11 protein-coding genes and 1 tRNA gene are annotated in these 14,744 nt (G+C 64.2%); 7 read left to right on the top strand and 5 right to left on the bottom strand.

The window, feature by feature from the left end; genetic code table 11:
- Positions 1-184: 184 nt before the first annotated feature.
- Positions 185-529, top strand: a complete 345-nt coding sequence (locus DIE06_RS33710) for a DUF4212 domain-containing protein (protein ID WP_124665114.1) — start codon at positions 185-187, stop codon at positions 527-529.
- A gap of 3 nt (positions 530-532) precedes the next feature.
- Positions 533-2,548: a sodium:solute symporter family protein gene (locus DIE06_RS33705; RefSeq protein WP_124665113.1), complete on the top strand. Its 2,016-nt coding sequence runs from the start codon at positions 533-535 to the stop codon at positions 2,546-2,548.
- Positions 2,549-2,619: 71 nt separating this feature from the next.
- Here DIE06_RS33705 and DIE06_RS33700 read toward each other — a convergent pair whose 3' ends face one another.
- Complete coding sequence (locus tag DIE06_RS33700; RefSeq protein WP_124665112.1) at positions 2,620-4,089, bottom strand: PLP-dependent aminotransferase family protein; 1,470 nt, start codon at positions 4,087-4,089, stop codon at positions 2,620-2,622.
- 92 nt (positions 4,090-4,181) lie between these two features.
- Between DIE06_RS33700 and DIE06_RS39480 the strand changes: the two genes are divergently transcribed.
- The 3 genes from DIE06_RS39480 to DIE06_RS33685 all read left to right on the top strand — a co-directional run bounded on the left by DIE06_RS39480 (position 4,182) and on the right by DIE06_RS33685 (position 8,502).
- Positions 4,182-6,254, top strand: a complete 2,073-nt coding sequence (locus DIE06_RS39480; RefSeq protein WP_311767655.1) for a PepSY domain-containing protein — start codon at positions 4,182-4,184, stop codon at positions 6,252-6,254.
- A 217-nt stretch (positions 6,255-6,471) separates the two neighbouring features.
- On the top strand, positions 6,472-7,215 hold the full coding sequence (locus DIE06_RS33690; protein WP_124665111.1) for a DUF4198 domain-containing protein: 744 nt from the start codon (positions 6,472-6,474) through the stop codon (positions 7,213-7,215).
- 132 nt (positions 7,216-7,347) lie between these two features.
- Positions 7,348-8,502: a porin gene (locus DIE06_RS33685; protein WP_124665110.1), complete on the top strand. Its 1,155-nt coding sequence runs from the start codon at positions 7,348-7,350 to the stop codon at positions 8,500-8,502.
- 118 nt (positions 8,503-8,620) lie between these two features.
- Here the strand turns inward: DIE06_RS33685 and DIE06_RS33680 are convergent.
- A tRNA-Ser gene (locus DIE06_RS33680) sits at positions 8,621-8,711 on the bottom strand.
- 335 nt (positions 8,712-9,046) lie between these two features.
- On the opposite strand from DIE06_RS33680, the gene DIE06_RS33675 reads away from it, so the two are divergent.
- Positions 9,047-9,667: an HAD family hydrolase gene (locus DIE06_RS33675; protein WP_124665109.1), complete on the top strand. Its 621-nt coding sequence runs from the start codon at positions 9,047-9,049 to the stop codon at positions 9,665-9,667.
- 27 nt (positions 9,668-9,694) lie between these two features.
- On the opposite strand, the gene DIE06_RS33670 is transcribed toward DIE06_RS33675, so the two are convergent.
- The gene (locus tag DIE06_RS33670; RefSeq protein WP_124665108.1) at positions 9,695-10,807 is read right to left on the bottom strand and encodes a fatty acid desaturase; all 1,113 of its coding nucleotides are present in this window, start codon (positions 10,805-10,807) and stop codon (positions 9,695-9,697) included.
- A gap of 226 nt (positions 10,808-11,033) precedes the next feature.
- Here DIE06_RS33670 and DIE06_RS33665 point away from each other — a divergent pair, with 226 nt between their 5' ends.
- Positions 11,034-12,071 carry an AraC family transcriptional regulator gene (locus DIE06_RS33665; protein ID WP_124665107.1) on the top strand — a complete coding sequence of 346 codons (1,038 nt, stop codon included), beginning with the start codon at positions 11,034-11,036 and terminating at the stop codon, positions 12,069-12,071.
- Positions 12,072-12,149: 78 nt separating this feature from the next.
- On the opposite strand, the gene DIE06_RS33660 is transcribed toward DIE06_RS33665, so the two are convergent.
- Entirely contained in the window at positions 12,150-13,199 is a 1,050-nt protein-coding gene (locus tag DIE06_RS33660; RefSeq protein WP_124665106.1) for a beta-propeller fold lactonase family protein, read from the bottom strand.
- Entirely contained in the window at positions 13,186-14,547 is a 1,362-nt protein-coding gene (locus tag DIE06_RS33655) for an MFS transporter (RefSeq protein ID WP_124665105.1), read from the bottom strand. Before DIE06_RS33655 ends, DIE06_RS33660 begins: the two co-directional genes overlap by 14 nt.
- Positions 14,548-14,744: the final 197 nt, after the last annotated feature.

Here is a 14,744-nt window from a genome sequence, read left to right as displayed (position 1 = left end):
CGCCTGTTGCGCTCGCTCGCGAAGGGCGAGGCGATCACGCAGGACACGTCCACGCTCGAGAACCCGGCGATCCTCGAGCAGCTCGCCGAAGTGCGCTGATCGCGCCTGTTGCGCACGTTGCGCGCACGAGCCCCTGCGCGGCAATCCCGATTGCCCGCGCAGGGGCTTTTTGCTAAATAACGGCATGACCGTTCCGTCCCGTCCGGTGCCTGCCGCGCCGCCGCCCGTTCCCGAGCCGCTCGCGCGTGCCCATGCGCGCTATTGGCGTTTCAACGTCGCGCTGATTCTGGTGCTGATGGCGATCGGCTTCACGGTGTCGTTCGTCGTGCCGTTCTTCGCACCCGCGCTCGCGGGCATTCGCTTTGCCGGTTTCAGCCTGCCGTTCTATGTCGGCGCGCAGGGCGCGATTCTCGTCTATCTCGTGCTGATCGTCATCTACATCGGCCTGATGCAGCGCGCGGACCGCACGTTGCGGCGCGCGTACGACGAGCATGCCGCGCACGCGGACGATGTGCACCATGCCCGCTGATCCATGCTGACGCATCGACTGATTCGCGCGTACGCGCTCTACACGCTCGGCTTTCTCGGGTTCGTGCTGCTGCTGTGGCGGATCGAGCGCGCGACCGGCTCCGGCGTCTGGATCGGCTACGTGTTCCTGTTCGTGCCGATTGCCGTGTATGCGGTGATCGGGCTGCTGTCGCGCACGTCCGATCTCGTTGAATACTACGTGGCCGGGCGGCGCGTGCCGTCCGCGTTCAACGGGATGGCGACGGCGGCCGACTGGCTGTCGGCGGCGTCGTTCATCGGTCTCGCCGGCTCGCTCTACGCAACCGGCTACGACGCGCTCGCGTACGTGATGGGGTGGACCGGCGGGTTCTGCCTCGTCGCGTTCCTGCTCGCGCCGTATGTGCGCAAGCTCGCGCGTTACACGATTCCGGATTTTCTCGGCACGCGCTTTTCGAGCACCGCCGTGCGCGCGCTCGCGGCCGGCGCGGCGATCCTGTGCTCGTTCGTCTACCTGGTCGCACAGATCCAGGGGATCGGGCTGATCGCGACGCGCTTCATCGGCGTCGATTTCGCGATCGGGATCTTCTGCGGGCTCGCGGGCATTCTCGTGTGCTCGTTTCTCGGCGGGATGCGCGCGGTCACGTGGACGCAGGTCGCGCAGTACATCATCCTGATCAGCGCGATCCTGATCCCCGTGTCGCTGATCGCAATGAAGAACGGGCTCGGGCCAGTGCCGCAGTTCAACTACGGCAAGCTGATGGAGCGCGTGGCGGCGCGCGAGGCGCAGCTGCGCCTCGCGGCCGAGGAGCAGCAGGTGCGCGATGCGTACCGCCGGCAGGCCGCGGTCGTGCAGGCGCAGCTCGATCGCCTGCCCGCATCGTATGCGGACGCGCGCAGGCAACTCGTCGACCAGCTCGCGGACCTGCGGCGCCACAACGGGCCGCTGCGCGAGATCAACCAGCGCGAGCGCGAACTGGCCGACTTCCCGCGCGACCCGACGGCGGCGCGCGTGACCTGGACCCAGGCGCGCGACGACCTGCTGGCACGCGCCGAGCCGCCCGTACCGATGCACGAGCCGTTTCCCGCGGCGAACGACGACGATCGCAAGCCGCGCGAGCGGAATTTCCTCGCGCTGCTGCTGTGCCTGTCGCTCGGCACCGCGAGCCTGCCGCACATTCTCACGCGCTACAACACGACGACGTCGGTGGCGTCCGCACGGCGCTCGGTCGGGTGGACGCTGTTCTTCATCGCGCTGTTCTATCTGAGCGTGCCGGTGCTCGCCGTGATGATCAAGTACGAGATTCTCACCAACCTGGTCGGGCGGCCGATCGCCGAATTGCCCGCGTGGGTCACGCAGTGGCATCACTTCGAACCGGACCTGATCAGCGTGGTCGAGGTGATTCGCGACGGCATCGTCCACTGGTCGGAGATCCAGATGCAGCCGGACATGGTCGTGTTGGCCGCGCCGGAGATCGCGGGGCTGCCGTACGTCGTGTCGGGGCTGATCGCGGCCGGTGCGCTGGCCGCGGCGCTGTCGACCGCGGACGGGTTGCTGCTGACGATCGCGAATGCGTTGTCGCACGACGTCTATTACTGCATGGTCGCGCCGGATGCATCGAGCCAGCGGCGCGTGACGATCTCGAAGGTGCTGCTGCTCGGCGTCGCGCTGTTCGCGTCGTATGTCGCGTCGCTCAATACGGGGAAGATCCTGTTTCTGGTGGGGGCGGCGTTTTCGCTGGCGGCGTCCAGCTTCTTTCCGGTGCTCGTGCTTGGAGTGTTCTGGAAACGCACGACGACGCGCGGTGCGATCGCCGGGATGGTGACGGGGCTCGCGGTGTGCGTGTATTACATCGTGTCGACTTATCCGTATTTCACGCAACTGACGGGCTTCGCGGGGCGGGCGTGGTTCGGGATCGAACCGATCAGTTCAGGCGTGTTCGGCGTGCCGGCGGGGTTTGCGGTGGCGATCGTGGTCAGTCTGCTCGATCGGGAGCCGGATGAATACACGCGGGCGTTGGTGGATTACATTCGGCATCCGTGAGGGGGGCGGCGCGGGGAGGCCGGCGGAACGGCAGCATTGCCACGCACGCCGACGACAAGTCGCCGAATTCGTTACCTCGAATCCTGAACGGATATGACGCGCTCGACGATATGGGCGAAGGTCTGGACGGAGGGGCGGATGGCTTCGACATCGAGCGCGCCGAACCCCAACAGAAACCCGTCACGAAACTTGGGGTCGCCTTGATTGAACGTATGCAGCCGTCGAAGGTAAATGCCCTGTTCGAGAGAACGCGATATGGTCGTGTCGAAGTCGACCAGATCGCGAATCCTGACGGTCATATGCAGACCCACCGCGTTTCGCGACGTCTCGTGTGCATCGCCAAAACTCCGATCCAGGCATCGGAGCAATTCCGAATGTCTCGCACCGTAGATATCGCGCATCCGCCGAATGTGCTTCGCGAAATGTCCATCGGCAATGAAATCGGCCATCGCCGCTTGCAACGAAAGGTGCCCTGGCCTGTACAGACGTAACGAAGCGGCTGCAAAGGAATCGACCAGGTCGGGCGGAACGACCAAATAGCTGAGCCTCATGCCGGGATACATGACCTTGCTGAACGTTCCCATCAGAATGACCCGCCCGTTTTTGTCGGCGCCTTGGAGAGACGGAAGCGTGCGCTGGTCGTATCGGAATTCACTGTCGTAGTCGTCTTCCAGCACGAATGCGTCCCACCGTTCGGCAGCCTCGCACAGCTGGGCTCGCCGTTCATCCGACAATGTGACGCCCATCGGAAACTGGTGTGATGGCGTCGTCACGATCAGGCGGGGCCGACGCGCGCATCGTTCGATCTGTATGCCGTTGTGATCGACAGCAATAGCCTCCACATCCAGCCCGTTGGCGCGCAGCAGGATCGGCGTCGCCCAATGGCAAGGGTTTTCAACATAAGCCAGCTCGCCCGCATCGGCCAGAATGCGCGAGCACAGATCGATCGACTGATTGCTGCCCATGGTCACGATGATCTGTTCCGGAGTAGTTCGGACTGCTCGCGATACGCGCAAGTAATCGGACAGCGCGCGGCGCAACGGAAGATATCCCCCTGGATTGGAGTAGCCCATGAGATCCACGTGCTGCTCGCCGAGATAGCGATTCTGGATACGCCGCCATATCTGATAAGGAAAGCAAGTCGTATCGCAAACCCCGGGCACGAACGCGCCCTTGCGCTCCTGAATGCCGGCCGGAGCACGTATCAGTTGCTCCCCGCGTTCAGACAGCGTTCGTGCCGTCGATGCTCGAAGCGACGGCTTGGTCGATTGCGGCAGCGTGTCGGCGACAAGCGTGCCGCTCGTGGAGTCGGAACGAAGATAGCCGTCGGCCGAGAGTCTTTCATAAGCCGTGACGACGGTTATCCGGGAAACCTCGAGTGCCGCTGCGAGCGTTCGCGACGACGGCAAACGCGTTGCGGCCTTCAGCATGCCGTCGGATATCGCGTCTCGAATCGCGTTCGCGATCTGGATCTGCAGCGGTGCGGACCCGTCTCGACGAATGCGGCTGATCAGGAGGTCGGCGAGCAGCGAGTCAGCCATTGGACCTATCGAACTTTCTGAATTGGACTCATAGCATCACCACGGGAACACGTACTGTCAAGGCCAACCTCATTCCGCTTATTGGTGGTCCTATGCGAGTTTCTCTGCGTCTGAATATTCTTCAGTTGCATCGGGCAATAGGTCTGAGCATTGGCCTGTTCGTCGTCATGGTGGCGATGACGGGCGCGGGCATGCTGTTTCGTGCGCAGCTCGAACCGATCGTCTACCCCAGTCTGCTCAAGGTTCAGACGTGTCATGCGCGCCTGCCGCTCGATACGTTGATCGCCAATGCCCGCGCTTCCAATCCCGCAGCAGGCCAGCCAAAGCAACTCCGCATATACGACGACGCGGATTCCTGCACACGTATTCTTCTTGGCGACAACCGGTGGTACTACGTAAATCCATGCACCGGCAAAGTCCTCGGAAGCGAGGATCGTTACGGTGGCCTGTTCGGTGCGATGGCTGCTCTCCACAGTTTTCATTTCCTGAAGAATGGAAGCGTCGTCGCCGGATCGCTCGCGCTGACATTCGCGTTCGCCCTCGTCATCGGCGGCCTGGCGGTGTGGATTCCGGAGACGCTGCGCAAACGCAGGCGTGCCGACGCGACCTCGGTCAACCTTCCCGTTCGTGCGCGCCGGCTCAACCTGCACAAAACGCTCGGCGGCTATGTCAGCGTCATTCTGCTTGCGTGCGCGCTCACCGGCGCCCTGCAATCGTTCCAGTTCGTGAGCGACGCGCTCTACGCACTGACGGCCTCCATGCCTCCCACGCCGTCTCCCAAGCTGGCCGCGCAGTCCACTACGCCCGGTTTGTCGGTGGAGGAACTGTGGCGACGCGCACAGGCTCTGGTGCCGATGCCGGAATATGCCCGCATTCACTACCCGGCCAAGCCCGGGGATGCTTTCAACGTCGACCTAGTCGCACGCGGCGCACCGCATATCAATGCATTTTCCTATGCAAGTCTCGATACGAGAACGGGCAAGGTGTTGCGTTTCACTTCTTATTCCGATAACAGCCTAGGCGACCGAATTTACTTGACGGCGCTTGCGTTTCACTACGGATGGTTGAGCGGCGGGTTCTTGCAGATGCTGCAACTCATCGGCGTACTCTCGGTGCCGGTCCTGGCTTACATCGGCATCGGAAGCTATCTGCGCGGAAAGCGCAAACGACCCGAATCGGCGCTCGCATCGGCACCCGCGGCTCAACGGACGACGCTCACGTTGAAAGTGGCCAGGAAAACAGCCGAAGCGGAGGCCGTTCAATCGTTCGAACTTGTCGACCCGGCCGGAAAACCGCTGCCGCCATTTACGGCCGGCTCCCACATCGATGTTCATGTACCCGGTGGAAAGGTGCGTCAGTACTCGTTGTGCAATTCGTCGACGGACAGGCATCGGTATCTGATTGCCGTCATGCTGGCCGAATCGACGCGCGGCGGATCGAAGGCCATGCATGAACGGCTCGACGAAGGGGACTTGATCGAAGTCGGCATGCCTAGGAACTTCTTCCCGCTCGTGGAAACCGCGAAGCGCTCCGTGCTTGTCGCAGGCGGTATTGGTATCACGCCGATCCTGTGCATGTCGGAACACCTGGCTGATGTGGGGGCCGATTTCGACCTGCACTACTTTGCGCGCTCCGCGTCGCGCGCAGCCTTTGTCGAGCGCATCCGGCGTTCGACATTCGCGGATCATGCCTTCTTTCACTTCGCGCAAGACGAGCAACGGCAGCGGCTGGATCTGGCCGAGCTTTTCGACAGACACGATACCGAAACGCACCTGTATGTATGCGGTGGTGAGGCATTCATGAATGCGGTCATCAACACCGCCTTGGAAAAGGGGTGGAGCGAAAGCCGAGTACACCGGGAGTATTTCAGCGCAGAGCAGAGGGAATGTGACGGCAATGTCGAATTCGACGTCGTGATTGCAAGCACGGGCAAGACGATCCGCGTACCCGAAGACAAGACCGTCATGGTGGCTTTGGCCGATTGCGGAATCCATATCCCGGCGTCTTGCGAACAAGGCGTCTGCGGCACCTGCGTGACGCGCGTGCTGGACGGCGAACCGCAACATCGCGACTTGTTTCTTTCCGATGCCGAGAGAAAAAGAAACGACTTCTTCACGCCCTGTTGCTCGCGCGCCAATAGCCGGACGCTGGTACTCGATCTTTAAGTGCAACGACCGGCGGCGTCGACAAAAACCGTCAACAAATTTCTGATTGGACAAGCCGTTGGCGCGATCGAGGATCGTGCTCTCGGTTTGGCATGCGCTCGTCAAGCGCAGGTTCGAGCTATTCGCAGCGTTGCTGCGGCTGCACGGCGCATTGCCTTCGTGGCCAATGAGATCGACAGGAATCGCCCTTTTTTTCAACCACTGGATGGAGACACAAATGAAGATCCCCACAAAGCTGGCCGTCGTGGCAAGCCTGCTTGCAGGCATGGGCGCGGGCAGCCTCGCGCAGGCTCATGGCATCTGGTTCGCGCAGCGTTCGAACCAGTTGGCGTTGGTCTACGGCCTTGGCGCCGACGATCTGGACATGATCAAGCGGCAGTCCAAGGTGAAGAGCGTCACCGCCTACGACGAACAAGGCAAGGAGGTTTCCACGCAACTCACGGCCAGTGGGCCGCTACTCGTCGTGAATACCGACAACCAGCCGGCAATCGTTGCGGGCGTGTTGGACAACGGCCTGTGGAGCAAGACGACGGATGGCAAGTGGTACAACAAGGGCAAGGACGAAGTGCGCAACGCCGAGATCAGCTTGCATACGTTCAAGTACGCGGTGAACCTGCGTCGCCCTCTGCATGGGGCGATGCCGATACTGGCAGGGCAGAAGCTGCAGATCGTGCCGGTCGGCAATCAACTGCCGGATCGGCTGGGCCAGCCGCTCACGGTTCGGGTGCTGTACGACGGCAAGCCCGCAGCGGGCGCCGAGGTGCAGCCTGATCTTCTGAACGATCCGGACTCCGAACCGCTTAAGACGGGAGCCGACGGCCAAGTGACCATTCCGGTGCGCAACCAGGGTTTGAACGTCGTCGTTGCGAAATTCGACTCGCCGCCGTCGGAACCCGCGAAGACGAACAGCGACGAGCACGAGGCCACGCTGTCTTTCGTGCTGCCGCATCTGCCGGAGTGATCGACCGGGCCACCTTCTGCTGGTCGCAGGCAACCAGGATCGCCGGCGTTCTCGTCGTTCCCGAAAGCGCTGCTTGCCACGCGTGAAGGACATTGTTTCAACCTGTTTTTTATTCACCCACACCGCATTCACATGAAAAAGTCCTTGATTGCAGCGGTCCTGCTAGCCTCGGTCGCATGTACGGCACGTGCCCAGAGCAGCGTTACGCTCTACGGCTTGATTGACGTCGGGATGAACTATGCGAACAACATTGGCGGTCATAGCCAGTATTCGTTGGGCGCGGGCAATCTCGCCGGCGATCGCTGGGGGCTGCGCGGCACCGAGGATCTCGGCGGGGGCCTGAAAACGATTTTCGTGCTGGAAAACGGATTCAGTCTTGCGAACGGAAGGCTTGGCCAAGGGGGCGACGAATTCGGGCGCCATGCGTATGTCGGCCTGTCGTCATCGAAGATCGGTACCGTTACGTTCGGCCGTCAATATGATCCGATTACCGACCTGATCTACATGTTCGTCGCGGCTCAGACGTGGGCCGGATACGCGAGCGCCCATCCGGGCGATGTAGACAACACCGATGGCAGCAACCACATCAACAATGCGATCAAGTTCACCAGCGTGTCGTATGGTGGATTCACATTCGAGGGGGCTTACAGCTTCGGCGGTATCGCCGGAAAATTCAGCCAGAATCAGATCTGGTCGGTCGCGGCGAACTATGTTCGGGGGCCGCTCACGCTTGGGGCCGCCTTCGCCGATGCACGGGATCCCAACTTCTCTTACTTCGGCAACAACGCGGCTTCAAGCGCTACCGGGTCCAATATGGCCGCAAGTCGTGTGTATTCGGGCTATGCGTCCGCGAAAAGACAGCAGATTTTCGTCGCGGGCGCTTCTTACGTCGTCGGTGCCGCGACCCTCGCTGTCGACTACAGCAACACGCAGTTCAAGGATATCGGTGCGTTGCCGGGGCTCCCGGCAACAGGCGCGGGCGGCGATGCACGATTCCACGACATTGAAGTCAACGTCCTCTATCGCCTCACGCCTGCACTCCAGGTGGGCGTTGGCTATAACTTCTTGAAAGGTTATGGCGTCAACGGCGCGACTTACAATCAAGGCGCGATTGGCATCGATTACTTCCTGTCGAAGCGGACGGATCTATACGCAAATGCTGTTTACCAGCACGCGTCGGGCACGGATTCGACTGGTGGGAGAGCAGTCGCCAACCTCAACGGCCTGACGGCCTCCACCACCCAGAGTCAAGCGGAAGTCGTTCTCGGCATTCGACATCGCTTTTAGCAATCTGCGTTCGAGGACTGAAACCGATTCGCGCCTCGCGGGCACGTTACGAGTTCGTGAACCGGAAAACAAAAAACCCCGCAAATCATTGATTTTGCGGGGTTTTTGCCGAGAATTCTGGCGGAGAGAGGGGGATTCGAACCCCCGATAGGCGATTAACCTATACACGCTTTCCAGGCGTGCGACTTAAACCACTCATCCATCTCTCCGGAAGACCGAGAGTATAGCAAACTCTGGTGGCCGCCCGCCACTTCCTTCGACGATCGGCCGGAGGCAGCCGGAAATCGGGCCGCCGAGGCCGGTACGGTGCGCCTTCACCCGCATCGGAAATCCTTCGCGAGACCAATCGATCTGCTCGCGCGCTGCCCACCTGATGAGAGTCGTGCTGCCGGCGGCGCGGGGCGCACGGCCGCACCGTCAAGCGAACGACACGGCCACACGCGCTTCGGCGCGCCGGGGCGCGTGTCGAGCCAGACGGCTTCGCGCACGTTACCGCGAGTCTGCTATCTTCCCGGGCATCTCATCGCTCTCCCGCCGATTCCCCATGACTGACCGCATCGTCGCCGCATTCGATTTCGACGGCACCATCACGACCACCGATAGCTTCCGTCATTTCGTCCGCTACGCGGTCGGCACGCCGCGCTTCGCGTGGGCCGGGCTGCGCGCGCTGCCGTGGATCGTCGCGATGAAAGCCGGGCTGCTGTCGCGCGGCGACGCGAAAGCGAAGTTCGCGTGGTTTGCGTTCGGACCGATCCGCGAGGACGCGCTCGATGCGGTGGCGCTGCGGTTCGTCGACAGCTATCTGCCAAACCTCGTACGTCCGGACATGCTGGAACGGGTGCGCGAGCATCGCGCGCGCGGACACGAAGTCGTGCTGGTCAGCGCGTCGCCGTCGCTGTATCTGGAGAAGTGGGCGAAGACGGCGGGCATCGACACGGTGCTCGCGACGCGCCTCGCATTCGAGCGCGACACGTTCACCGGGAGGCTGAGCGGCGAGAACTGCTGGGGTCCGCAGAAGGTCGTGCGCTTGCGCGGCTGGTGGGGAAATCGGGCGCCGGGGAAACTGTTCGCGTACGGCGACAGTCGTGGCGACAAGGAAATGGCCGCGCTCGCGAACTGGGCGTGGATCCGCGGGCAGGGGCCGATGCCGCCGATCGGCGACTGACGGATTGACCCGGCACGCGGGTCACCACTATGCGTCGGCCCGTCGCACGCCGTGCACACCGCGTGCCGGACGATACGCGCCCCAGCGATTCGCCCGCCTGAACGTGCCGACATCGTTGAACCGCACGCCGACCTCACGCAGCGCCGCATGCGCGGGGCGCGCGGTCAGCTGCCGGATGTAGAACGGATCGCGCACGACGAAGTGATGGATCGCGTGGGTGCTGCCGAAGTTGAAGCAGAACAGCTGGAACGGCAGCATCCACCACGGGTTGAGCACCTGGGTCTGCTGGATCACGTTGTGCGAATCGATGTCGCCGAAGTAATGCATGTTCGAGCTGACGAAGTTGATGCAGAAGCTGCGCACGAAGTTCGGCCCGAGCCATACGACCGCAAGGAAATCGACGACGTGCATCACGCGCTCGACGACAGTCGGCACGGTCACTGCGTAGCCGAATGCATGCAGCGCGAACAGGACGGCGTGATAGACGATGAACGCGTGCCACAGCGCGTAGTACGCGTGACCGATCGGCATGTAGGACGACACCTGCTCGACGCGCAATTGCGCACGTTCAGCCGCATCCTGCACCGGCTGCGCGGCGACGTACTGCTTGACCTTTCGGCGCATCGCATCCGGCCGCAGCACGACGGCGAGCATCCCGTCCGCGATCATCAGCAGCCGCTTCACGCCCCAGCGCTCGCCGTTGGTGATGCCGAATTCCTCGAGATCCGATTCGCCGCCCGATACCTTGTGGTGATGCAGGTGCATGCGCCGGCGCGTCCACGGGTTGATCGTGCCCGGCCGCGTGAGCCAGCACAGCGCCATCATCAGGTGATAGGCCCACGGCGTCTTCCTGAAGTACATTAGATGGATCAGGTCGTGCTCGAGTTCGTGGATCAGCGACGTGACGAACGCGGCGAGCGGCAGCGCGACGTACCACGCGATCGCGCCGCGCGCATACAGCCACGCGATCGCGAGCATCGCGCTCACCGACACGGCCATCACGGTCGCGCCGACGAGGTTCTGGTTGTCGAGCAGCGGAAAGCGCACGCGGATCGCGTCGCTCGCGGCGTTGACCTCGCGGCGGACATACGCGACCTTGTCGGCGTCGTGGCGAAAGACGGTGCGTGCAGGTTGGCTCATCGACGGGAATCCGTGAGGAAAGAATGGGGCGCAATGCCGATGCGACAAGCATAGGCGAGCGCCGTTGCGCACGCGAGGGCCGCCGGTGCCAATGATGGTGTCAATTTGGGCCACGATGGCCGGCGCATCGGCGCCCGATGCGGCCTCGTATGGCTAGAGTGCCACCGTGGTGTCATTGCGGGCCAGCGACGCTACAATCCGCCGAAACCGCTCCGGAGTCCGCCGCATGGCCCTGTCCGTTCCGGATGCCGCGCGCCAGCTGAACAAGGCGACGGTATCGTCCGCGTATGCGCTGTTCATGCTGATGCTCGCCGAGGAGCGCGGCATCGATGGCGGCCGCATTCTCGCCGGCTCGGGCGTCGAGCGCGACCGGCTCGCCCAGCCCGATGCGCGCATCACGCCGCTGCAGCAGGCCGCGATCGTGTTCAACCTGCTCGACGCGACGAACGATCCGTCGATCGCGATCGAGATCGGCCTGCGCAGCAGTCTGACGAAATCCGGGCTGATCGGTTTCGGGCTGATGAGCTGTGCGACGCTCGGCGAGGCGATCGCGCTCGGCATCCGTTACCTGCCGACGCGCGTGCCGTTCTTTTCGGTGCGGCTCGCGCAGCTCGACGGGATCGTCGACATCGACGTGCTGGAGGCGTTTCCGCTCGGGCGGCTGCGCCAGTTCGCGGTGGAAAACTTCCTGGTCGAGACGGCGATCCTGTTCAACTCGCTGCTCGATCCCGCGCCGGGGCGCACGCTGCAGTCGCGTGCGGAGCTGCATTTCGAATGGCCGGAGCCGCCGTGGTTCGAGCGCTATCGTGCGCGGCTGCCGCGCTGTCATTTCGATGCGAGCGCGAACCGCATCCGCTGCGATGCCGCGCTGCTCGACGAGCCGATCGGCACCGCGAATGCGCAGACGGCGCAGATGATCGTCCAGCAATGCGAGGCGGAGCTCGCGCGGCTCGGCTATGCGGAGAGCATTGTCGAGCGCGTGCGCAACCTGCTGATCTGCGGCGAGACCGGCTATCCGTCGGTCGACGAGGTTGCGCGCGAACTCCATGTGTCGGCGCGGACGTTGAAGCGCAAGCTCGCGGAATTCGGCGCGACCTATTCGGTGCTGCTCGACGAGATCCGGCTGCGCGATGCGCTTCGCCTGCTCGAGGGCACGCGCCTGCCGGTCGACGAGATCGCGGCGCGGGTCGGCTACACCGACCGCGCGAACTTCACGCGAGCGTTCAAGCGCTGGACCGGCGTCGCGCCGAGCGGGCGGCGCTGACGGCGCGCCGGGCGGCGCGGGCCGGTGCCGCCCGTGCGCCGCGGTGTCGATCCAGCGATCCAGCGGTCATGCGGCCGATCAGACGATCGCAACCCAGTTCGCCCCGCGGCCGCCCGGCACGCGCGCGTGCAATGCCAGCGTGCCGTCGTCGGGCGCGATCGCGTAGACCGACACGTATTCCGACTGCTCGCCGCACGCGACGAGCCAGCGTCCCGACGGATCGATCGCGAAGCCGCGCGGCTGCGTTTCGGTGGCCGTCGCGTGCGCGGGTTCGAAGCTGCCGTGCGCATCGCGGCGATAGCAGAGCAACTGGCTCGACGTGCGTTCGCCGACATACGCGAAGCGCTCGTCGGGCGTGAGGTGGAGATCGGCAGCCCACACGGCGGGTTCGGTCGGCGCGGGCGGGCGCGCATGGCCGTGCGCGAGCTCCGCGATGGCCGGGTGGCGCGCGCTGATCCGTGCGTCGCCGAGGCGGCCGCTGTCGGCGTCGCGTGCGAAGGTCGCGAGCGTGGCCTGGAACTCGCTGACCGCGACGAGCGCACGGCCGTCGCGCGCGAAGCGCAGGTGACGCGGCCCGAAGCCGCCCGGCACGCGCGTTTCGCCGTGTTCGCGTGCACGCGGGCCGCCGGCATCCTCGATGAGCGCGAACGTGAAGATCCGGTCGGAGCCGAGCGAGCTGACATACGCGAACCGGTTGTCCGGCGACACGATGACCGCATGCGCGTTCGCGATGCCGTGCGCGACCTGCAGCGGCGCACCGTCGCCGTCGCGCATGCGCGCGGCGTCGTAGAGACTCAGCGAGTTGCCGCCGTACGACGCGCCGAGCAGCCAACGGCCGCTGAGGTCGAGCGACAGGTACGCATGGCTCGCGTCGATCGCGGTCGAGCCGATGCGTGCGAGCGCGCCGGTACTCGTTGCCACGCGGAACGCGACGATCGTCGGCTGCTCGCCGCGCGTCGCGACGTACAGCCGCGCGCGATCGGGCTGCACGGCGATGGGCATCGTGATGTCGCCGGCCGGGTAGCGCGCGAGCGGTGCGAGCGCGCCGTCGGACGCGAGCGAGAACGTGGCGAGGTCGCCGTCGGCGGCATTCGAGACGACGACGGTCAGGCGGTCAGTGTTCGGCATGGCGGAGCATGGCGGTGTTCGTGAAAGGCTCGTCGGCCGGCAGCCCGCGCGGCGGATCGCTGCGATGGTGCGTGCGGGCGAACAGCGCGGCGACCGCGGCGACGAGGGATGCGATCGCGAGCGCATACAGGCCGCCGGTGATCGAACCCGTATGTTGCTTCAGATAGCCGAATGCCGTCGGCGCGACGAAGCCGCCGAGGTTGCCGACCGAGTTGATCAGCGCGATCACGGCCGCGGCCACGCGCGTGTCGAGATAGCCCTGCGGGATCGGCCAGAACAGCGACGACGCGGCCTTGAAGCCGAGCGCGGCGAAGCAGATCGACGCGAACGACCAGACGGGATCGTGCGAGGTCGACGCGAACAGCCCGCACGCGGCGAGCACGAGCGCGAACGACAGCCAGCGCTGCGGATGCTTCCACTTCGCGGACAGCACCGCGAAACCGTACATCGCGCCGATCGCGATCATCCACGGAATCGTGTTGTAGAGGCCGACCTGGAAGTCGGTGAGGCCGCCCATCTTGCGGATGATCGTCGGCAGCCAGAAGGTGGCCGCGTAGATCGTCAGCTGGATCGCGAAATACAGGAAGCAGAACAGCATGATCTGCGGGTCGCGCAGCAGCGTGGCGGCCGAAACGTGCACCTTCGAGCGCACGTCGCGCGACGCACGCTCTTCATCGAGTGCGTTCCGGAGCGCCGCGCGTTCGTCGGCGGTGAGCCACGTCGCGTCGCGGATGTGCGACTTCAGCAGGAGCCAGCTCGCGCCGCACAGCGCGACCGAGAACATCCCTTCGATCAGGAACATCCACTGCCAGCCCTGCAGGCCGAAGCCGTGGATCGACAGCAGCGCGCCGGTGACGGGCCCGGACAGCACCGACGCCAACGCGGACCCGCCGAGGAAGATCGCCATCGCCTTGCCGCGTTCCTGCGGCGGCAGCCATTGCGACAGGTACAGCACGACGCCGGGGAAAAAGCCGGCCTCGGCCGCGCCGAGCAGGAAACGCAGCACGTAGAACGACGTGTCGTTCCACACGAACGCCATCGCGGCGGCGACGATGCCCCACGTCGCCATGATCCGCGCGAGCCAGATACGCGCGCCGTAGCGCTGCATCAGCAGGTTCGACGGCACTTCGAACAGCGCGTAGCCGACGAAGAACAGGCCGGCGCCGAGCCCGTACGCGGCCGCGCCGATTCCGATCGACGCTTCGAGGTGGCGGTCGACGAAGCCGACGTTCACGCGATCGATGTAGTTCGCGATGAACATGATCAGCACGAGCGGCAGCACGTGCCATTTCACTTTCGAGACGGCGGACGCGAGCGGGTCGCGGCCGGGCAGGGCGGGCGAAGTCAAGGGGAGTCTCCGGTCGGGCGGCGAACGGGGCGGCGGCCCGCGTTGGCGTCGGGTGGTGATCTATGTAGTATGTCGTCGTATGACATGGTACGCTTGAGATTCCAGCGTGACGTCGCGGGTTTACCCGGGATATGCCCAAATATTGGGGAATATCAGGAGACTGCCGTCATGTCCAATCACATCTGATGACGTATGAC

The organism is Burkholderia sp. Bp8998 (genome assembly GCF_003854235.1).
Taxonomy (GTDB): Bacteria; Pseudomonadota; Gammaproteobacteria; order Burkholderiales; family Burkholderiaceae; genus Burkholderia.
The sequence above is the reverse complement of the archived record's forward strand: the minus strand, read 5'-3'. Positions and strand labels throughout refer to the sequence as shown.